This is a genomic window from Ruegeria sp. BHSC026, from assembly GCF_059613065.1.
Genome location: NZ_JBXWRV010000006.1, coordinates 268,031 through 286,335 on the forward strand (window position 1 = coordinate 268,031; position 18,305 = coordinate 286,335).

The following is an 18,305-nucleotide window of genomic DNA, read 5'->3' on the forward strand; positions in this document are numbered from 1 at the left end:
GCCATGGTTTCACGCGTAATCCCCGTAGATCCATTCGATCTGGTCCTGTTCGGCGCGACCGGAGATCTGGCCCAGCGCAAGATCCTGCCGGGCCTCTACCATCGGTTCGAAGTAGGGCAGATGCCCGAAGATGCGCGCATCATCGGGACCGCGCGGTCGGATATGGACGATGACGGGTTCCGTGCTCAGGTGCGCAAATCGATGAAGGAATTCGCGCCGTCCTTCAAGAAAGACGTTCTGGACCGGTTCCTGGCCCGGGTCGAATACGTGCCCGTGGATGCGCTGGGCGAAAACGGTTGGGACAAGCTGGCCAAGTCACTGCGCCCCGACGTGGTGCGCGCCTTTTACCTGTCGGTCGGTCCGAAACTGTTTCCCGGCATCGCGCAGCGCCTGCATGATCACGGGCTTGCCACGCCCGACAGCCGCATCGTGGTCGAGAAACCCTTTGGCCATGACCTGGCCTCGGCCAAGGCGCTGAACGAAGGTTTGCGCGCCTGTTTCGAAGAACATCAGATCTATCGGATCGACCATTACCTAGGCAAGGAAACGGTGCAGAACCTGATGGCGCTGCGCTTTGCCAACTCGCTGTTCGAACCGCTGTGGAACGCGACCCACGTGGATCATGTCCAGATCACCGTGGCCGAAACCGTCGGGGTCGAAGGGCGTGGCGCCTATTACGACCAGTCCGGCGCGATGCGGGACATGGTGCAAAACCACCTGGTGCAGCTTTTGTGCCTGACTGCAATGGAGCCGCCTTCGACCTTTTCGCCCAACGCGGTGCGCAGTGAAAAGGTCAAGGTGATCGAAGCACTGGAACCTGTGGCCTCGACCGACATCGCCCGCGGCCAGTACCGGGCGGAAAAGGGCGGCGACGGGTATGTCGATCATGTGGGCAACCCTGACAGCCTGACCGAAAGCTATATCGCGCTGAAGGTGCGCGTAGGTAATTGGCGCTGGGCGGGAGTTCCGTTCTATCTGCGCACGGGCAAGCGTCTGCGCGCGCGTGAATCCGAAATCGCGGTGTTTTTCCGCGACCCGCCGCACACGATCTTTCCCAATGTCGGCCCGCTGCACGGCAACGTGCTGGTGATCCGCCTGCAGCCCGACGAGGGCATCACCCTGCGCACCACGATCAAGGATCCCGGCCCGGGTGGCTTCCGCCTGACGGATGTGGCGCTGGACATGAGCTTTGCCGAGGCGCTGGGTGCCGATGTGCGCGCGCAGGACGCCTATGAGCGGCTGGTGATGGACGTGATCCGCGGGGACCAGACCCTGTTCATGCGCGGCGACGAGGTCGAGGCCGCCTGGGCCTGGGTCGATCCCATCATCAAGGGCTGGGAAGAGCGCGGCGACCGTCCCTCGCGCTATGATCAGGGCAGTTCCGGCCCGGAAGACGCATTGATGCTGATGCATCGCGACGGGCGCCGCTGGCGCCAGATCGGAGGTTGAGATGGTTCACAACGTCATCACCGATGTCACCCAAAGAATAATCGAGCGTAGCGCCGATCCCCGCCGCACCTATCTGCAGCGGATGGAGCAGGCTCGGTCCGAAGGGCCGGCACGCGCGCATCTGTCCTGCAGCGGCCAGGCCCACGCCTATGCCGGGGCAGGGGCCGATCAGCAGACGCTGGCCACCACCAGCGTGGGCAATCTAGGCATAGTCACCGCCTATAACGACATGCTGTCGGCGCATCAGCCGTTCGAGCGCTATCCCGAACTGATCCGGCGCGCGGCCCGTGCCGCGGGCGGCACCGCGCAGGTGGCGGGCGGGGTGCCGGCCATGTGCGACGGGGTCACGCAAGGTGAGGCCGGGATGGAACTGTCGCTGTTCTCCCGCGACGTGATCGCGCTGGCGGCGGCGGTGGCGCTCAGCCACAATACATTTGACGCGGCGGTGTTCCTGGGGGTCTGCGACAAAATCGTGCCGGGGCTGGTGATCGCAGCGCAGAGCTTTGGCCATCTGCCGGCGGTGTTCCTGCCCGCCGGCCCGATGACCAGCGGCCTGCCCAACGACGAAAAGGCCAAGGTGCGCCAGAAATTCGCCGCCGGCGAAGCCACGCGCGAAGAACTGATGGCCGCCGAAATGGCCGCCTATCACGGGCCGGGCACCTGCACCTTCTACGGCACCGCCAACACCAACCAGATGTTGATGGAGTTCATGGGCCTGCACCTGCCGGGCTCCAGCTTCGTCAACCCCAACACGCCGCTGCGCGATGCGTTGACCGAGGAAGGCGCCCGCCGTGCCCTGTCGCTCAGCGCGCTTGGCAACAATTACACGCCGGTGTGTCAGATCCTCGACGAACGGGCTTTCGTGAACGGCATTGTGGGGCTGATGGCTACGGGCGGGTCGACCAATCTGCTGATCCACCTGATCGCCATGGCCCGTGCCGGGGGTATCGTGCTGGACTGGCAGGATTTCTCGGACATCTCGGGCGTCGTGCCCCTGGTCGCGCGGGTCTATCCCAACGGTTTGGCCGACGTGAACCATTTCCATGCCGCGGGCGGGCTGGGGTATACCATCGGCACGTTGCTGGACGAAGGCCTGTTGCATCCCGACACGCTGACCGTGGCGGGGCAGGGGCTGCATCATTACACGCAGGAACCCAAGCTGATCGATGGCGCGCTGGTCTGGGAGGACGGCGCCGGCCACAGTCTGAACGAAAAGATCCTGCGCCCTGCCAATGACCCGTTCCAGCCCACCGGTGGCCTGTCGCGCCTGAGCGGCAATCTGGGTACCGGCGTGATGAAGGTCTCGGCCGTGGCGCCCGAACACCAGGTGGTCGAGGCCCCTGTGCGCGTCTTCCACGACCAGGACGAGGTCAAGGCCGCGTTCAAGGCCGGCGAGTTCACCGGCGATGTCATCGTCGTGGTCCGCTTCCAGGGGCCCAAGGCCAATGGCATGCCAGAGCTGCACTCGCTGACGCCGATCCTGTCGATCCTGCAGGGGCGCGGGCAGAAGGTGGCTCTGGTGACCGATGGCCGCATGTCGGGGGCCTCCGGCAAAGTGCCCGCGGCGATCCATGTCTGCCCCGAGGCGCTGGATGGCGGCCCGATCGCCAAGCTGCGCGATGGCGACCTGCTGCGCGTCGACGCGGTGCAGGGTCAGCTTGAAATCCTGACCCCCGGCGTGCTGGACCGCCCCGTCGCCACCGCCGATCTTTCGGCGCATCAATACGGGGTCGGCCGCGACCTGTTCACCACGTTCCGCAACGCCGTCGGCTCGGCCGATGCCGGTGCCAGCATTTTCGGAGCCTGATCCTATGTCCGCAAAAACCCAACGCACCCGCGAGATCTGCGGATTGGCGCCCATCGTCCCGGTTCTGGTCGTCGATGACGCCGCGCATGCCCGCCCGCTGGCCGAGGCACTGGTGGCCGGTGGCTTGCCCGCGCTCGAGGTGACCTTGCGCACGCCCGCCGCGCTGGACGCGATCCGCGCCATGGCGCAGGTGCCCGGCGGGGTCGTGGGGGCCGGCACACTGGTCACGCCCGAAGATGTCCGCGCCGCGAAAGAAGCCGGCGCGCAATTCGGCGTATCGCCCGGTGCTACTGATGCCCTGATCGCCGCCTGTGAGGCCGAGGGCCTGCCGCTGCTGCCCGGCGCGGCCACCGCGACCGAGGCGATGCGCCTGCTCGAGCAGGGCTATGACATGCTGAAATTCTTCCCGGCCGAAGCTTCGGGCGGGGCGCCTGCGCTCAAGGCGATCGGCGCGCCGCTGCCGCAGATCACCTTTTGCCCGACAGGCGGCGTTTCGCCCGCCAACGCGCGCGACTACCTGTCCCTGCCCAATGTGATCTGTGCGGGCGGCAGCTGGGTCGCGCCGAAACAGATGGTGGCGCAGGGCGAGTGGGCGAGGATCGAAGCCCTCGCGCGTGAGGCGGCCGCGCTGATGGATTGACCTCGCCTGACCCGGCGCTAGGGTGGGCTCCATATCAGGCAGGTTGATCCACATGACAGACAATATATCCTTGGCCCAAGGGCGAAGTTATCTGGCCATTCCGGGCCCTTCCGTGATTCCGGACGCGGTGCTGCAGGCCATGCACCGCCCGTCGCCCAATATCTACGCCGGCGAGTTGGTCGAGATGATGCCCGACCTGACGGCCGACCTGCGCCGCGTGGCCCGTACCCGGCACGAGGTGGCGATCTACATCGCCAACGGCCACGGCGCGTGGGAGGCGGCACTGTCCAACGTTCTGGCGCCAGGGGAAACCGTGCTGGCTCCGGCTTCGGGGCGGTTCACCCATGGCTGGGCGGAAATGGCCGAGCGTCTGGGCGTGAAGGTCGACCTGATCGATTTCGGCCCTTCCAACCCGTGGGACATGGACCGGATTGCACAGACCCTGCGGGCTGATGCCAACCACCGGATAAAGGCGGTTCTGGCGGTTCATGTGGACACGTCCAGCTCGATCCGCAACGACATTTCGGCGCTGCGGGCGCTGCTGGACGATCTGAACCACCCGGCATTGCTGATGGCGGATTGCATCGCCTCGCTGGGCTGCGACCGTTTCGAGATGGATGACTGGGGCGTCGATGTCATGGTCACCGCCTGCCAGAAGGGGCTGATGACCCCGGCGGGCATGTCCTTCGTGTTCTTCAACGACCGGGCCAAGGCCAAACGGGCCGCGATGCCGCGGGTTTCGGGCTATTGGGACTGGCAGCCACGATCAGAGCCCGACTGGTTCTATCAGTATTTCGGCGGCACCGCGCCAACCCACCACCTGTATGGTCTGCGCGCCGCCCTGGATCTGATCCATGCCGAAGGGATTGAGCAGGTCTGGGCCCGCCATGCGCGGCTGGCACAGGCCGTCTGGGCCGCTTGCGAGAGGTGGGCCGAGGGCGGGGCGCTGCACCTGAACGTTGGTGATCGCACGCATCGCAGTCATGCCGTCACCGCCCTGCGCCTGACCGAGGGTCGCGGCACGCCCCTGCGCAGCTATACCGAGCGGCATTTGGGCCTGACCTTGGGTATCGGGCTGGGCATGGCGGACGAGGACGCGTGTTTCCGGCTGGGCCACATGGGCCATCTGAACGGTCACATGGTCATGGGCCTGCTGGGCGGCATCGAAACCGCCATGGCCGCGTTGGAGATCCCGCGCGGGTCCGGCGCGCTCGAGGCTGCGGCGGCGGTTCTGGCGGGCTAGGCGTTGCGCGCTGCCGCCAGCGCCTGCGGCAGGGCGGCGGCAAAGGCGTTCAGGTCGGCTTCGGTGCCGCAACTGACGCGGATGCAGCGGTTCTGCGGGGCTGCAAATGGCATCCGCACGAAGATCCCCTGCGCCACCAGCGCATCCAGCACCGCCTTGGCAAATGCTCCGTCGCGCCCGCAGTCGATCGCCACGAAATTGGTGGCCGAGGGCAGCGGGCTCAGCCCGTTGTCACGCGCAATCGCGCCGATCCGGTCGCGGGCCGAGACTATCCGCGCCTGTACCTGCTTCAGCCAGTCTTGATCGTGCAGGGCGGCCAGCGCCCCGGCCTGCGCCATGCGGTTCATGCCGAAATGGTTGCGCACCTTGTTGAAGGCCGAGATCAACCCGGGCGCTCCGATCGCATAGCCGACCCGCGCGCCGGCCATGCCGTAAACCTTGGAAAAGGTGCGCATCCGGATCACGCGCGGATCATCCGCCGCGACCGGCGCGGCGGTGCCGTCAGGCGCGCATTCCACGTAAGCCTCGTCCAAAACCAGCAGACAGCCGTCCGGCAGGGCGTCCAGCGCCGCGACGATGTCCGCGCCGCGATGCCAGCTGCCCATCGGGTTGTCCGGGTTGGCCAGATAGACCAGCTTGGCCCCGACCTCGGCCGCCTTGGCGAACAGGGCGGTCAGGTCTTCGTGATCGTTGGCATAAGGCACCTTGTGGATCGCCCCGCCATAGCCTGCGACGTGGTAGTTGAAGGTGGGATAGGCCCCGTCCGAGGTCACGACCGCATCGCCCGGACCGACCATCAGGCGCACCAGATAGCCCAGCAGCCCGTCGATGCCTTCGCCGACCACGATGTTGTCGGGGTTGAACCCGTGGTGATCGGCCAGCGCATGGCGCAGATCGTGGTTCTCGGGGTCGCCATACATCCAGATGCCGTCAGCGGCCTGACGCATCGCCTCGATCGCGCGGGGCGAGGGGCCGAACACGCTCTCGTTCGCGCCCAGCCGGGCGACGAAGGGCGCACCGCGCTGGCGCTCCTGCGTCTCGGGGCCGACGAAGGGCACGGTTGCAGGCAGGGATTGGGCAAGCGGGGTGTATCTGGGTCCGGTCATGGGCGCAGATAATCCCAAGGGCATGGCCGGGGCAAGCCTTGCATGGGGCCGGGGCGTCCGCACTGATCTGCCCTCACGTCGGGCTGGCGTCGGCTGCGGGTTTCGGGGCATGGTTTGCCCGGAACATCAAACCCGGAGGCCCAGATGGCGCGCGTATCAGTCGAATACAGGAACCACATCGCCCACGTCACCCTGACCCGCGGCGACAAGATGAACGCGCTGGATGATGCGATGATCAAGGCGATCCTGGCAGCGGGGCAAGAGGTCGCCGCCTCGGACGCCCGTGCCGTGGTGCTGTCGGGCGAGGGCAAAAGCTTCTGCGCGGGGCTCGACATGGCCAGTTTCGCGACCATGGCGCACAAGGACCCGACCGAGTGGCTGATGACCCGCAGCCATGACGACGCGAATGAGATGCAGGAACTGGCGCTGGTCTGGCGCCGCGTGCCGGTGCCGGTGATCTGCGCCATTCAGGGCGTGGCTTATGGTGGTGGCCTGCAGATCGCGCTGGGCGCCGATATCCGCATTGCCTATCCCGACGCCAAGCTGGCCGTGATGGAGATGAAATGGGGCATCATCCCCGACATGGGCGGCATGGTCCTGTTGCCGAAACTGGTGCGGTCGGACGTGCTGCGCCTGCTGACCTACACCGCGCGGCCCATCGGTGCTGCACAAGCCGCCGATTGGGGGTTGGTCACCAGCCTGTCGGATGATCCACTGACCGAAGCCATCGCACTGGCCGAGGATATTGCGGGCAAGAGCCCCTCGGCCATTCGCGCCGCGAAACGTCTGATCGAGGTGGCCGAATGCAAGTCGCGCGCCGAGGTTCTGCTGGCCGAATCCGCCGAACAGGTCGAATTGATCGGCAAACCCGACCAGATGGAAGTGGTGATGGCCCAGATGCAGGGCCGTAAGCCCGAATTCAAATAGAGCTCGCGGGGCGCAGCCAGTTAGCCCTCAGCCCCGCAGGCGCGTCGTCACCCCATAGGCGATGCCGCCTGCCAGCAGACCCCAGACCGCCGCGCCCAGGCCGAACACGGTGATGCCCGAGGCGGTGATGGCAAAGGTCAGGATCGCGGCTTCGCGCTCGGCCGGAACCTCGAGCGCGGCGAAGGTGGCATTGGCCATGACGCCAATCAGCGCAACGCCGGTCAGCGTGCCCATCAGCATCGGATCGGCATGGGCGGCAAAACCGGTGATGGCCACAGCGAATACCCCGAACAGGCAATAGAACACCCCAGCCATGACCGCAGACCAATAGCGCTGATCCCGGTCGGGGTGGCTGTCCTCGTTCGAACACATGGCGGCGGTGATGGCCGCGAGGCAGGTCGCAGGCGCGCCGAAGAAGGCCGACAGGATGCTGGCCCCACCCACGGCCGAGAACAGCCGTCCTGCGACCGGGGCATAGCCAAAGCTGCGCATGACCGCGATGCCGGGGATGTTCTGAGTGGCCATCGTGACCACGAATAGCGGCACCCCGATGCCAATCATCGACGGGACCGAGAAGGTGGGCGTGGTCCAGACCGGCGCGGCCAGCAGGTGGTCGGGGCGGACCGATGGGCCGTCAGAAAACAGAACGACGACCAGCGCGGCGGCCAGAACGGCGGTGGGGACCGCCAGCAGTCTGTGCACGCGTCCAGCGATGAACCAGGTCAGGATCACCGGCAGGGCCTGCCAGGGGATCTCGACCGCGGCCTTGAACGGGACGATGCACAGCGGCAGCAGCACCCCGCCCAGCATCGCCTGCGCCAAGGAGGTGGGAATGGCCGCGGCCAACCGCCCCACAGGGCGCCACAGCCCGGCCAACACGGTCAGCGCACCTGCAAACAGGAACGCGCCGGTGGCACCCGAGAATCCCGCAGCCGGCGCGGCCGAAACCGCCAGCAGCGCCGCACCGGGCGTGGACCAGGCTACGCTGATCGGTTGGCGGTACCACAAGCTGAGCAGGATGGCAGCCAGCCCCATGGCAAGGGCGGCCATCATCAGCCCCGATGCCGCCTGCGGCCCCGAGGCACCCATGGCGTCCAGCCCCTGCAGGACAATCGGAAACGAACTGAAAAAGCCGACTATGGCCACGACCAGCCCGGTTGAAACGGTCTGCATCGGCGGAAAGGGTCTGGACATGGGGCCCTCGGTGGATTGGTCCCGAGATTGCTAGCAACCGTTTGGCACGGTGAACAGGGGCGGGTGGAAAAAACCCCGCCGGCGTGCGCGGCGGGGTTTCGTCGAGCGAGTGCGGGGGGCTGACGGATCAGGCGATCTCGGCCAGTCGGGCCAGCGCCTCGTTGATGCGGGCCTCTTCCTCTTCGCGGGCGGCTAGGTTGGCCTTGGCCTCTTCCACCACCTCTTCCGGGGCCGAGGCCACGAATTTGGGGTTGTTGAGACGCCCGCGCAGACCGCCCAGTTCCTTGGCCAGTTTGCCCTTGGCTTTTTCCAGCCGTTCCTTTTCGGCGCCGATGTCGATGATGTCGGCCAGCGGCAGGCCAAAGGACGCGCCGGGCGCCGCGATCGAGATCGTGCCCTTAGGCAGCGTATCGGCCTTGGTCAGGCTGTCGATCCGGGCCAGCCGCTTGATCAGCGCCTCGTTCCGGTCCCAGGCGGCTTGGCCGTGGGCGTCGATCTCGGTTACCAGCATCGGCACGTACAGGCCCGCCGGAACGCGCATCTGGGCGCGGGCCGAGCGGGTGTTCTCGATCACCGAGATCACCCAGTTCATCTCGCGATCCGCGTCGGCATCGACCAGATCGGCAGCGGCATAGGTTGGCCAGTCGGCATGCACCAGCATCTTGGCGCGGGTGCCGGTCAGGCCCCACAGCTCTTCGGTGATGAAGGGCATGATCGGGTGCAACAGGATCAGGCACTGATCCAGAACCCAGCGCATGGTGGCGCGGGTCTCGGCCTGGGCCTCGGCATCGTCGCCCTGCAGCAGCGGTTTGGACAGTTCCACGTACCAGTCACAGACCTTGCCCCAGACGAAGGCATAAAGCCCGTTGGCGGCATCGTTGAAGCGATAGCTCTCCAGCGCCGCGTCGACCTCTTCGCGCACGCGGGCGGTTTCGCCGATGATCCAGCGGTTCACGGCCGCCTTGGGCTGCAGGTCGGCCACGTCAAGCTGCGGCACGGCGTCGGTGAAGACCTCGTTCATCTCGGCAAACCGGACGGCGTTCCACAGCTTGGTGCCAAAGTTGCGATAGCCGGTGATGCGCTCGCGCGACAGTTTCAGCACGCCGCCGATGGCTGCCATCGAGGCGTTGGTAAAGCGCAGCGCGTCGGCGCCGAACTCGTCCACGATTTCCAGTGGGTCGATGACGTTGCCGGTGGTCTTGGACATCTTCTTGCCCTTCTCGTCGCGGACGAGCTGGTGCAGATAGACAGTGTGGAACGGGATTTCGTTCACCACGGCCAGCTGCATCATCATCATCCGGGCGACCCAGAAGAACAGGATGTCGAACCCGGTGATCAGGACATCGGTGGGGAAGTAGCGCTCCAATTCCTCGGTCTGTTCGGGCCAGCCCAGTGTGCCGATGGGCCACAGGCCGGACGAGAACCAGGTGTCCAGCACATCCGGGTCGCGCCAGACCGGATAGACCAGCTTGGTCGGATCGCGGTCGATCGCGTATTGCGCCAAGCTTTCGGCGAACCGGTGGATCGCCTCGTGCTTGTCGGCCACCTCGATCACCGTGGCGTGGCTGAGCGGGCTGGGAATGTCGGCATTGTCATCCAGGAACTTTCCGGTGACGTCCTCGAAGCTGGCGGCGCACTCCATGACCGCGCCCCGGTGCAGCATGCCGCCTTCGTTCAGCAGCCGGCCCAGTTCGACCAGGTCCAGCTCGCCGTCGTTTTCGTCATCCTTGAAATCCTCGGCCGACAGGTCCAGCCCGTACCAGACCGGAATCTGATGCCCCCACCACAGCTGGCGGCTGATGCACCAGGGCTCGATGTTCTCCAGCCAGTGGTAATAGGTCTTTTCGCCCGATTCCGGGATGATCTTGACCCGGCCGTCGCGCACCGCGTCCAGCGCGGGGCCCACGATCTTTGACGTCTCGACGAACCACTGGTCAGTCAGCATCGGCTCGATCACCACCTTCGAGCGGTCGCCGAAGGGCTGCATGATCGGTTTGCTTTCGACCAGCGGCACCAGCGCGTCGGCGCCCTCGGCATCGGGTTTCAGCGCGGTCGATCCCAGGCGCGGATCGTCCGCGCGGGTCATCACGGCCAGGCCTTCGGCGGTGATTTCTTCGACCACCTTGGCGCGCGCCTCGAACCGGTCCAGGCCGCGCAGATGGTCGGGCACCAGGTTGATCGCGTCGATCTCGTTCTCGGTGAATTCGCGCCCACGGGCATATTCCTGGGCCTTGGCGGCTTCGTCCGCATAGGGCGCGCCGTCGGCCCGCATGTGGCCACGCGTGTCCATCAGGCGGTACATCGGGATTTTGCCGCGCTTGGCCACCTGATAATCGTTGAAGTCATGCGCGCCGGTGATCTTCACCGCGCCCGAGCCGAAATTCGGGTCGGGGTATTCGTCGGTGATGATCGGGATCTGGCGGCGATGCTCTTTCGGGCCCACCGGGATTTCGCACAGCTTGCCGACGATCGGCGCATAGCGTTCGTCCGACGGGTGCACCGCAACCGCGCCGTCGCCCAGCATGGTCTCGGGGCGGGTCGTGGCGATCGAGATATAGTCGCGCTCTTCCTCGAGGATGACGTTCCCGTCCTCGTCCTTTTCGACGTAGGTGTAGGTCTCGCCCCCGGCCAGCGGGTACTTGAAGTGCCACATATGGCCGGCGACCTCGATATTCTCGACCTCGAGGTCCGAGATCGCGGTCTCGAAATGCGGGTCCCAGTTGACCAGCCGCTTGCCGCGGTAGATCAGGCCCTTGTCGTACATGTCGACAAAGACCTTGATGACCGCGTCATGAAAGTTGGGGCTGTTTTCGTGGCCCGTGCGCGGGTCGCCGGCCGCGCCGGCCATGGTGAAGGCGTTGCGCGACCAGTCGCACGAAGAGCCGAGGCGTTTCAGCTGTTCGATGATGGTGCCGCCGTACTGGCCCTTCCACTCCCAGACCTTGGCCAGAAACTCCTCGCGCGAGTAGTCGGTGCGCTTTTTGCCTTCCTCGGCCATCAGCTTCTTTTCGACCTGCATCTGGGTGGCGATGCCGGCGTGGTCCTGGCCGGGTTGCCACAACGTGTCGAACCCGCGCATCCGGTGCCAGCGGGTCAGGATGTCCTGCAGGGTGTTGTTGAACGCATGGCCCACATGCAGCGCGCCGGTCACGTTCGGCGGCGGGATCATGATGCAAAAGCTCTCGTCGCGCGACTTGTTCGCGCCTGCCTTGAAGGCTTCGGCCTCTTCCCAGGCCTTGTAGATCCGGGCCTCGGCCTCGGCCGCGTTGAATGTCTTGTCCATCGCCATCGGGTGCGTCCTGCGTCATCGATCTTGGGTCAGCGCCTGCAATAGCGAATGGCGGCGGGAAGGGAAAGGGCCAAGCACCCCGCGCACTGGACATCCGCCGCATCACGGCTAGGCTCGCGGTCTGAGGCAGCGAAAGGGGCGCGTCATGGAAAAGTTCGGCAAAAGCCAGCCGGTCTCCAGGACCGAGGATCGGCGGTTCCTGACCGGGCAGGGGCGCTACATGGACGATACGGTACCACCCGGCGCACTGCACGCAGTGTTCTTTCGCAGCCCGGTGGCGCATGGCGACATCACCGGGCTGGACCTCAACGCCGCCCGCGCCGCGCCCGGCGTGCGGCTGGTGTTGACCATCGACGACCTGATCGCCGCCGGAATCGACCCGGTGCTGAGCGCCACGATCCTTGTCAACCGCGATGGCACCCGCGCCGCCAATCCCCCGCGCCACATGCTGGCCCGCGACCGGGTGCGGTTTGTCGGCGAGCCGGTGGCGATGGTCGTCGCCGAAACGCTGGCGCAGGCCCGCGACGCCGCCGAACTGATCTGGATGGACACCGCCGACCGCCCCGCCAAGCTGGACCTTGCGCCGGGCGGTGAGCCGCTGCACCCCGAGGCGCCCGACAACCGCGCCTTTGACTGGGCCGTGGGCGACGAGGCCGCGACCCAGACCGCCTTTGACGCCGCCGCCCATGTCGTGTCGCTGCAGGTGGCCGACAACCGGGTGATCGTGAACTCGATCGAGCCGCGCGGCTGCAATGCGGTCTGGTCCGATGGGCGGCTGCATTTCAGCTATGGCGGGCAGGGCGTGTGGGGAATGAAGGCGCAGTTGGCCGACAAGCTGCGGCTGGACCCGCAGGCGGTCCATGTCACAACGCCCGACGTGGGCGGCGGGTTCGGCATGAAGGCGATGCCGTATCCCGAGTATTTCTCGGTCGCGGTAGCGGCGATGCAACTGGGCCAGCCCGTGCACTGGATGTCGGACCGGACCGAGGCGATGCTGTCCGACCACCACGGGCGCGACCTGACCTCGCTGGCCGAACTGGCCTTTGACGAGGATCTTCGCATCACCGCCTACCGGGTGCACAGCCGGTGCAACCTGGGCGCCTACAACAGCCATTTCGGCCAGGCGATCCAGACCAACCTGTTCAAATGCGTACTGCCTGGCGTCTATGACGTGCAGAAAACCTATTTGCGGGTCGAGGGGTTCTATACCAACACCACCCAGGTCGACGCTTATCGCGGTGCCGGCCGCCCCGAGGCGATCTATGTGCTGGAACGCGCGATGGACCGCGCCGCGCGGGAACTGGGCGTCGACCCTTGGGAGCTGCGCCGCCGCAATTTCATCAGGCCCGACGCCTTTCCCTATGTCTCGGCCACAGGTGAAACCTATGACGTGGGCGATTTCGACATGGTCCTGTCCCGCGCCGCCGAACAGACCGCCGGTTTCGCCGCGCGCAAGGCCGCCGACGCCGAACGCGGTCTGATCCGGGGGCAGGGGCTTTGTTACTATATTGAAAGCATTCTGGGCGACCCTTCCGAAGGCGCAAAAGTCGAATTCTGTCAGGACGGAACCGTGAATCTTTATGTCGGGACGCAATCGAACGGGCAGGGGCACGAGACGGTCTACGCCCAGTTCCTGTCGGATCAGACGGGGATTCCGGCCGACCGGATCCGGGTCGTGCAGGGCGACAGCGACCGCATGGCGCAGGGCGGCGGCACCGGCGGGTCGCGCTCGGTCACGGTCCAAAGCGCGGCGACGCTGGTCACGATTGACCAGATGATTGCCGCATTCACGCCCTATCTGGCGGATAAAATGGGGGTCGAGGAAAGCGATGTGACCTTCGACCATGAAACCTTTCGCGCGCCGGGGTCGAACCTGACGCCCACGCTGATCGAAGCGGCTGAAATGGCCCGCGCGGATGGCCGCACCGACCTGCTGCAGCACGAGGCCCGCACGCGGCTAGAGGCGCGCAGCTATCCCAACGGCGCCCATGTCGCCGAGATCGTGATCGACCCGGAAACTGGCACAACATCGGTCGACCGCTATACGGTGGTCGATGATTTCGGCAATCTCATCAACCCGATGCTGGCCGAAGGCCAGGTGCATGGCGGGGTGGCGCAGGGCATCGGTCAGGCGCTGTGCGAACACGTTGTGCATGATGCCGAAGGGCAACTGCTGACGGCTACTTTCATGGACTACGCCTTGCCCCGCGCCGACGACCTTCCGATGATCAGGTTTACCTCGGCGCCGGTTCCGTCAACGGCCAACCCGATGGGAATGAAAGGCTGTGGCGAGGCAGGCACGGTCGGCGCATTGGCGGCCGTGGCAAACGCAGTTCAGGACGCGCTGTGGGATCACGGGGTGCGACAGGTGGACATGCCTTTTACACCCCGCAGGGTTTGGGAAATGCTGTCGGATGCAGTTGACGTGGATCGGTAGAAAACTCCTCGGATGGCTTGGCCGCCCGCTGCGGTCGGAACATTCCGGTGAAACGCGTCATCGCGAGCCGATCAGCCATGTCATCATCCTTGACGGCACCATGTCCACGCTGGAACCCGGCCGAGAAACGCATGCCGGCCTGACCTATCGGATGTGCCGCGAGATGGGTGGCAACGTCTCGGTGTTCTACGAAGGCGGTGTCCAGTGGGACAGCTGGAAATCCACTCTGGACGTTATGATGGGACGCGGGATCAATCGGCAGATTCGCCGGGCCTATGGCTATCTGGCGTCGCGCTACAAGCCGGGCGACCGGATTTACTTGATCGGGTATTCGCGCGGCGCCTATGGGGTGCGCAGCCTGGCGGGCGTGATCGACATGATCGGGCTGCTGCGCCCTGAACACGCGACCGAGCGCAACATCAAGCAGGCCTACCGCCACTATGAGAACAATCCGCGCGGCAAGGCCGCGCAGGATTTCCGGCGGCTTTATTGTCACGATGGTGTCGAGATCGAGATGATCGGCGTCTGGGACTCGGTCAAGGCACTAGGCCTGCGGCTGCCGCTGCTGTGGCGCCTGGCCGAAGAGCGCCACGCCTTCCATCATCACCATCTGGGGCAGGCGACCCGAAACGGCTATCACGCGCTTGCGATGGATGAGACGCGCGAAGTGTTCACTCCGGTCCTGTGGCAGGACACCGCCGACTTCAAGGGCCGTGTCGAACAGGTCTGGTTCCGTGGCACCCATGGCGACGTGGGCGGGCAGCTCAGCGGGTTCGAGCCGGCGCGGCCGCTGGCCAACATTTCGCTGGTGTGGATGCTGGACAAGGCCGAATTGCACGGTCTGCCGCTGCCCGAGGGCTGGCGCAGCCGGTTTCCCACCGATCCGCACGCGCCATCGGTCGGCACCTGGCGCGGGTGGGGCAAGATCTTTCTGCTGCGCCGCCACCGCTCGGTCGGGCAGGACCCGTCGGAACGACTGCATGTCTCGGTATCACCCAACGAGCTGCCGAAATGGGTGCATCTGCCGGCCGGGCCGCATTCGCACCCCGCGCAATAGGTTTCAGTCGAAACTCGCCGGACTGGGCGCACGGCGATGCGCGTCAAAGGCGGCGTGGATATCCGCCTCGAGGTTGCGCACCTGCGAAAGGGCGGGCAGCGCATCGGGCGCGAAATAGCCCGCATCGCTGGTTTCGGCGCCTGGCTGCGGCGCGGTGCCGGACTCTGGGTCGCACAGGAAGAACAGCTTGTAGAAATCGCGGGCATCCGCCGGGTAGGGGTGCCGCGCCTTGTGGCGCAGGGCGTACAGGCTGTGCGCCCTGACTTGCAGCCCGGCTTCCTCAAAGACCTCGCGTTCGATGTTCTCCGCGGGAGAGCTACCAATATCTGCAAACCCGCCCGGCATGGCCCACAACCCGTCGCTGCGCTCGCGCACCAGCAGGATTTGGCCGTTCTGGATCACGGCGCCGCGGATGTCGATGCTGGGGGTGGCGTATCCGCCTGCATGGGGCGGTATCAGCCCCTCGATCCGCGACACGGGCACCCGGCCCAGATCGGCCAGCATGGCGCGGGCGATACCGGCGATCTCGTCATAACGCTCGCGGTCGAAAGGGTCGGTGGTAAAGTGCTGGCCTGTCTCGGCCAGCGCCAACAATCGTTTGGCCTGCGCCAGCCAGGTATCCTCCGTCGCGGTCGGATCCCGGCGCACCGGGTGTTACCGACGCCGGTCGCGGCGCGCACTCATGGGTTGGAAGGCGACACCCACATGCGCCTCGCAATAGGGTTTGCCCGGCTCGGCCGGCAGACCGCAGAACCAGAAATCATCAGTGGCCGGATCGCCCACGGGCCATTTGCAGGTCTTCTCGGTCAGTTCCATCAGAGACAGCTTCTTGGCCTTCTTCTCAACCTCGTTGACCTTGGCAAGCGCCTCGGGGCTGATTTCATTGGCCGAGGGCTGCGGCGGCAGCGGCTGGCCGGCCGGAATGATCTGGCGGCGCGGCGGCGTGGCCGGTTTCGCCTCGGCGGCCGGCGCGGCTGCCGCGGGGCGGGCCGGCTCGGTCTTGGGGGCGGGTTTGGGCTTGGTTTCGGCCTTGGGCGTGGGGGCTGGTTTTTCCTTGGGCTCGGCCTTGGCCGGTGCGGCGCCGGTGGTCCGGTTTGACAGGCCCAGGCGATGGACCTTGCCGATTACCGCATTGCGGGTGACCCCGCCCAGTTCCTTGGCGATCTGGCTGGCCGACTGGCCTTCGCCCCACATTTTCTTGAGCAGTTCTACGCGCTCGTCTGTCCAGGACATGGGTAGCCTTTCAAAAGCGGGAAAGCGGCCTCGGTCACGGGCCGCCTTCGGAATTCGTCTCAGCGCCCTATTCTAATCACTGCGGGCCGAGTTACAAGCGGTCATCGAATCAGATTGGGGGCAGGAATGCAGAATCTCGCGGATCAGGACATGCGCCGTTTCGGAGCGGTCAACTGGATGGGGTTGTGGACACTGGCCCAGCGCGAAACCCTGCGCTTTCTGGCGGTCTGGACGCAGACCCTGCTGGCGCCTCTGGTCACTGCTGGCCTGTTCCTGCTGATCTTCAACATCGCTGTCGGCCCGGGGCGGCCGGATGTGATGGGCGTGCCCTTTCTGACCTTTCTGGCGCCCGGGATCATGATGATGACGGTGATTCAGAACGCCTTTGCCAACACTTCGTCCTCGATGGTGATCTCCAAAGTGCAGGGTAACATCGTGGACACGCTGATGCCGCCGCTGTCACCGCTCGAAATCCTGCTGGGCTATCTGGCGGGCGGCATTGCGCGGGGCGTGCTGATCGCGCTGGTCGTGGCCGCGGCCCTGGCGCTGGTGTTGGGGCTGGTGCCGGCGCATCCGCTGATCGCGCTGGCCTTCGTGGTGCTGGGCGGTGCGTTCATGGGCGGTCTGGGCCTGTTTGCGGGCATCTTCGCCAACAAGTTCGACCAGATGGCGGCCATCACCAACTTCATCGTCACCCCGCTGGCCTTCCTGTCGGGCACTTTCTACTCGGTCGAGGCGCTGCCGCCGCTGCTGAACCGCCTCAGCCATGCCAACCCGGTGTTCTACCTGATCGACGGGCTGCGGTTCGGGATGATCGGCGTGTCGGACAGTTCGCCGCTGCTGGGGCTGGCCGTCTGCGGCGGGGCCACGTTGGCCGTCTGTGCGGTGACTTGGCAGATGCTGCGCACGGGCTACCGGCTCAAGGCCTGACCCGCCGCGCCCGACCTTCGCGCCACACCAGGATCAGCGCTCCGGTCAGGATGATGCCCGACCCGGTCACGCTGACCGCATCCGGGATCACGTCGAACACCGCAAAATCGTACAGGCCCGCAAAGATTAGCGTGGCATAGCTGATCGGCGCCACGAACGAGGCATCGGCCCGCGCCATGCCGTTGACGAAACAGGCCTGCGCACAGGCCATCAGCATCCCGATCCCGACCAGCGCTGCCCATTGCGCGGACGTAGGCGGTGCCCAGACCGCCAGCACCGCGACCGTGGCGATGGTCACACCCATCGCGTTGTTGACCAGCAGGATCTGGATCGGCGCCTCGCGGCCCGACAGTTTCTTGATGAAGATCAGCTCCATTCCGATCACAGCCGCCGCACTCAGCGCCAGCAGGGCGGCGGGCTGAAAGCTTGCGGGCGTCGGGCGCAGCAAGATCAACGCGCCCGCCAACGCCACCGCTGCGGCCAGCCAGCGCCAGGGGCCGACGCCCTCTTTCAACAGCGGGATGGCCAGCACCATCGCGAATACCGGGTTCAGGAAAGATATCGCGGTGGCATCGGCAATCGGGATGTAGGCGACCGAGGCGAACATCAGCGAAATCCCCGCCCAGCCGAAACTGGTGCGACCCAGATGCAGCCCCCAATGCGGTCGCCGCAGCCGGGGGCGCAGCACCGCGACGGTGGCCGCGATCGCGACGAAAGCGAACAGGAACCGCCCGTGGCTGATCTGCAGCGGATGCAGCGGCGGGCCCAGCGCATCGGTGCCCAGCGCCTTGGCCAGCAACGTGGTGCCCGCGATGAAGGCGCTGGCGCAAAAGATCAGACCGGCGGCCAATGCCGGGTTGTGAGCCTTGGGCGTGAACATGGCCCAGCGGTGCGGCAGCGCGGCCCGAATGACAAGCCCCAAACGCCCACGGTTCCAACAAATTCAACTGTCATCGCGATTTCGGCTTTTCACATCGTGACGGTCCCGCTATA

14 protein-coding genes are annotated in these 18,305 nt (G+C 65.9%); 8 read left to right on the top strand and 6 right to left on the bottom strand.

Annotation, left to right across the window (positions count from 1 at the left end; genetic code table 11):
• Nucleotides 1-3 precede the first annotated feature (3 nt).
• Genes zwf through AC2FME_RS10615 form a run of 4 tightly spaced genes read left to right on the top strand, consistent with a single transcriptional unit; the run spans nucleotide 4 to nucleotide 5,139 of the window.
• Nucleotides 4-1,449, top strand: a complete 1,446-nt coding sequence (gene zwf, locus AC2FME_RS10600; RefSeq protein WP_496795600.1) for a glucose-6-phosphate dehydrogenase — start codon at nucleotides 4-6, stop codon at nucleotides 1,447-1,449.
• A 1-nt stretch (nucleotide 1,450) separates the two neighbouring features.
• Nucleotides 1,451-3,256 (top strand): phosphogluconate dehydratase, encoded by a 1,806-nt coding sequence (gene edd / locus AC2FME_RS10605; protein ID WP_496688448.1) that lies wholly within the window; start codon nucleotides 1,451-1,453, stop codon nucleotides 3,254-3,256.
• Nucleotides 3,257-3,260: 4 nt separating this feature from the next.
• Complete coding sequence (gene eda / locus AC2FME_RS10610) at nucleotides 3,261-3,896, top strand: bifunctional 4-hydroxy-2-oxoglutarate aldolase/2-dehydro-3-deoxy-phosphogluconate aldolase (RefSeq protein WP_496683347.1); 636 nt, start codon at nucleotides 3,261-3,263, stop codon at nucleotides 3,894-3,896.
• A 52-nt stretch (nucleotides 3,897-3,948) separates the two neighbouring features.
• The gene (locus AC2FME_RS10615) at nucleotides 3,949-5,139 is read left to right on the top strand and encodes a pyridoxal-phosphate-dependent aminotransferase family protein (RefSeq protein WP_496800402.1); all 1,191 of its coding nucleotides are present in this window, start codon (nucleotides 3,949-3,951) and stop codon (nucleotides 5,137-5,139) included.
• Here AC2FME_RS10615 and AC2FME_RS10620 read toward each other — a convergent pair.
• Entirely contained in the window at nucleotides 5,136-6,245 is a 1,110-nt protein-coding gene (locus AC2FME_RS10620) for a pyridoxal phosphate-dependent aminotransferase (RefSeq protein ID WP_496800403.1), read from the bottom strand. The two genes, AC2FME_RS10615 and AC2FME_RS10620, sit on opposite strands and share 4 nt — an antisense overlap.
• A gap of 144 nt (nucleotides 6,246-6,389) precedes the next feature.
• Between AC2FME_RS10620 and AC2FME_RS10625 the strand changes: the two genes are divergently transcribed.
• Complete coding sequence (locus AC2FME_RS10625) at nucleotides 6,390-7,172, top strand: crotonase/enoyl-CoA hydratase family protein (RefSeq protein ID WP_496800404.1); 783 nt, start codon at nucleotides 6,390-6,392, stop codon at nucleotides 7,170-7,172.
• 27 nt (nucleotides 7,173-7,199) lie between these two features.
• On the opposite strand, the gene AC2FME_RS10630 is transcribed toward AC2FME_RS10625, so the two are convergent.
• Nucleotides 7,200-8,366, bottom strand: a complete 1,167-nt coding sequence (locus tag AC2FME_RS10630) for a benzoate/H(+) symporter BenE family transporter (RefSeq protein ID WP_496800405.1) — start codon at nucleotides 8,364-8,366, stop codon at nucleotides 7,200-7,202.
• Between the two features lie 127 nt (nucleotides 8,367-8,493).
• On the bottom strand, nucleotides 8,494-11,655 hold the full coding sequence (locus tag AC2FME_RS10635) for a valine--tRNA ligase (protein ID WP_496800406.1): 3,162 nt from the start codon (nucleotides 11,653-11,655) through the stop codon (nucleotides 8,494-8,496).
• A 145-nt stretch (nucleotides 11,656-11,800) separates the two neighbouring features.
• On the opposite strand from AC2FME_RS10635, the gene AC2FME_RS10640 reads away from it, so the two are divergent.
• The gene (locus tag AC2FME_RS10640) at nucleotides 11,801-14,092 is read left to right on the top strand and encodes a xanthine dehydrogenase family protein molybdopterin-binding subunit (RefSeq protein ID WP_496800407.1); all 2,292 of its coding nucleotides are present in this window, start codon (nucleotides 11,801-11,803) and stop codon (nucleotides 14,090-14,092) included.
• A complete protein-coding gene (locus AC2FME_RS10645; protein ID WP_496800408.1) occupies nucleotides 14,070-15,149 on the top strand; it encodes a T6SS phospholipase effector Tle1-like catalytic domain-containing protein in 1,080 nt (359 codons plus the stop codon). The genes AC2FME_RS10640 and AC2FME_RS10645 overlap by 23 nt, the downstream gene beginning before the upstream one ends.
• Nucleotides 15,150-15,152: 3 nt before the next feature.
• Here AC2FME_RS10645 and AC2FME_RS10650 read toward each other — a convergent pair whose 3' ends face one another.
• Together AC2FME_RS10650 and AC2FME_RS10655 are read right to left on the bottom strand one after the other, a co-directional pair.
• Nucleotides 15,153-15,797, bottom strand: coding sequence for an NUDIX hydrolase (locus AC2FME_RS10650; protein WP_496800409.1), 645 nt, complete (start codon nucleotides 15,795-15,797; stop codon nucleotides 15,153-15,155).
• 6 nt (nucleotides 15,798-15,803) lie between these two features.
• Nucleotides 15,804-16,382, bottom strand: a complete 579-nt coding sequence (locus AC2FME_RS10655; RefSeq protein ID WP_496800410.1) for a GcrA family cell cycle regulator — start codon at nucleotides 16,380-16,382, stop codon at nucleotides 15,804-15,806.
• 126 nt (nucleotides 16,383-16,508) lie between these two features.
• On the opposite strand from AC2FME_RS10655, the gene AC2FME_RS10660 reads away from it, so the two are divergent.
• The gene (locus tag AC2FME_RS10660) at nucleotides 16,509-17,312 is read left to right on the top strand and encodes an ABC transporter permease (protein ID WP_496684134.1); all 804 of its coding nucleotides are present in this window, start codon (nucleotides 16,509-16,511) and stop codon (nucleotides 17,310-17,312) included.
• Here the strand turns inward: AC2FME_RS10660 and AC2FME_RS10665 are convergent.
• On the bottom strand, nucleotides 17,302-18,192 hold the full coding sequence (locus tag AC2FME_RS10665; protein ID WP_496800412.1) for a DMT family transporter: 891 nt from the start codon (nucleotides 18,190-18,192) through the stop codon (nucleotides 17,302-17,304). The two genes, AC2FME_RS10660 and AC2FME_RS10665, sit on opposite strands and share 11 nt — an antisense overlap.
• Between the last annotated feature and the right edge of the window lie 113 nt (nucleotides 18,193-18,305).

Bases quoted from the DNA above. Each gene is read 5' to 3' on its own strand.
- eda (WP_496683347.1), top strand. From the start codon at position 3,261: ATGTCCGCAAAAACCCAACGCACCCGCGAGATCTGCGGATTGGCGCCC.
- AC2FME_RS10620 (WP_496800403.1), bottom strand. From the start codon at position 6,245: ATGACCGGACCCAGATACACCCCGCTTGCCCAATCCCTGCCTGCAACC.
- AC2FME_RS10630 (WP_496800405.1), bottom strand. From the start codon at position 8,366: ATGTCCAGACCCTTTCCGCCGATGCAGACCGTTTCAACCGGGCTGGTC.
- AC2FME_RS10645 (WP_496800408.1), top strand. From the start codon at position 14,070: ATGCAGTTGACGTGGATCGGTAGAAAACTCCTCGGATGGCTTGGCCGC.
- AC2FME_RS10665 (WP_496800412.1), bottom strand. From the start codon at position 18,192: ATGTTCACGCCCAAGGCTCACAACCCGGCATTGGCCGCCGGTCTGATC.
- zwf (WP_496795600.1), top strand. From the start codon at position 4: ATGGTTTCACGCGTAATCCCCGTAGATCCATTCGATCTGGTCCTGTTC.
- AC2FME_RS10640 (WP_496800407.1), top strand. From the start codon at position 11,801: ATGGAAAAGTTCGGCAAAAGCCAGCCGGTCTCCAGGACCGAGGATCGG.
- AC2FME_RS10615 (WP_496800402.1), top strand. From the start codon at position 3,949: ATGACAGACAATATATCCTTGGCCCAAGGGCGAAGTTATCTGGCCATT.
- AC2FME_RS10625 (WP_496800404.1), top strand. From the start codon at position 6,390: ATGGCGCGCGTATCAGTCGAATACAGGAACCACATCGCCCACGTCACC.
- edd (WP_496688448.1), top strand. From the start codon at position 1,451: ATGGTTCACAACGTCATCACCGATGTCACCCAAAGAATAATCGAGCGT.
- AC2FME_RS10635 (WP_496800406.1), bottom strand. From the start codon at position 11,655: ATGGCGATGGACAAGACATTCAACGCGGCCGAGGCCGAGGCCCGGATC.
- AC2FME_RS10655 (WP_496800410.1), bottom strand. From the start codon at position 16,382: ATGTCCTGGACAGACGAGCGCGTAGAACTGCTCAAGAAAATGTGGGGC.
- AC2FME_RS10660 (WP_496684134.1), top strand. From the start codon at position 16,509: ATGCAGAATCTCGCGGATCAGGACATGCGCCGTTTCGGAGCGGTCAAC.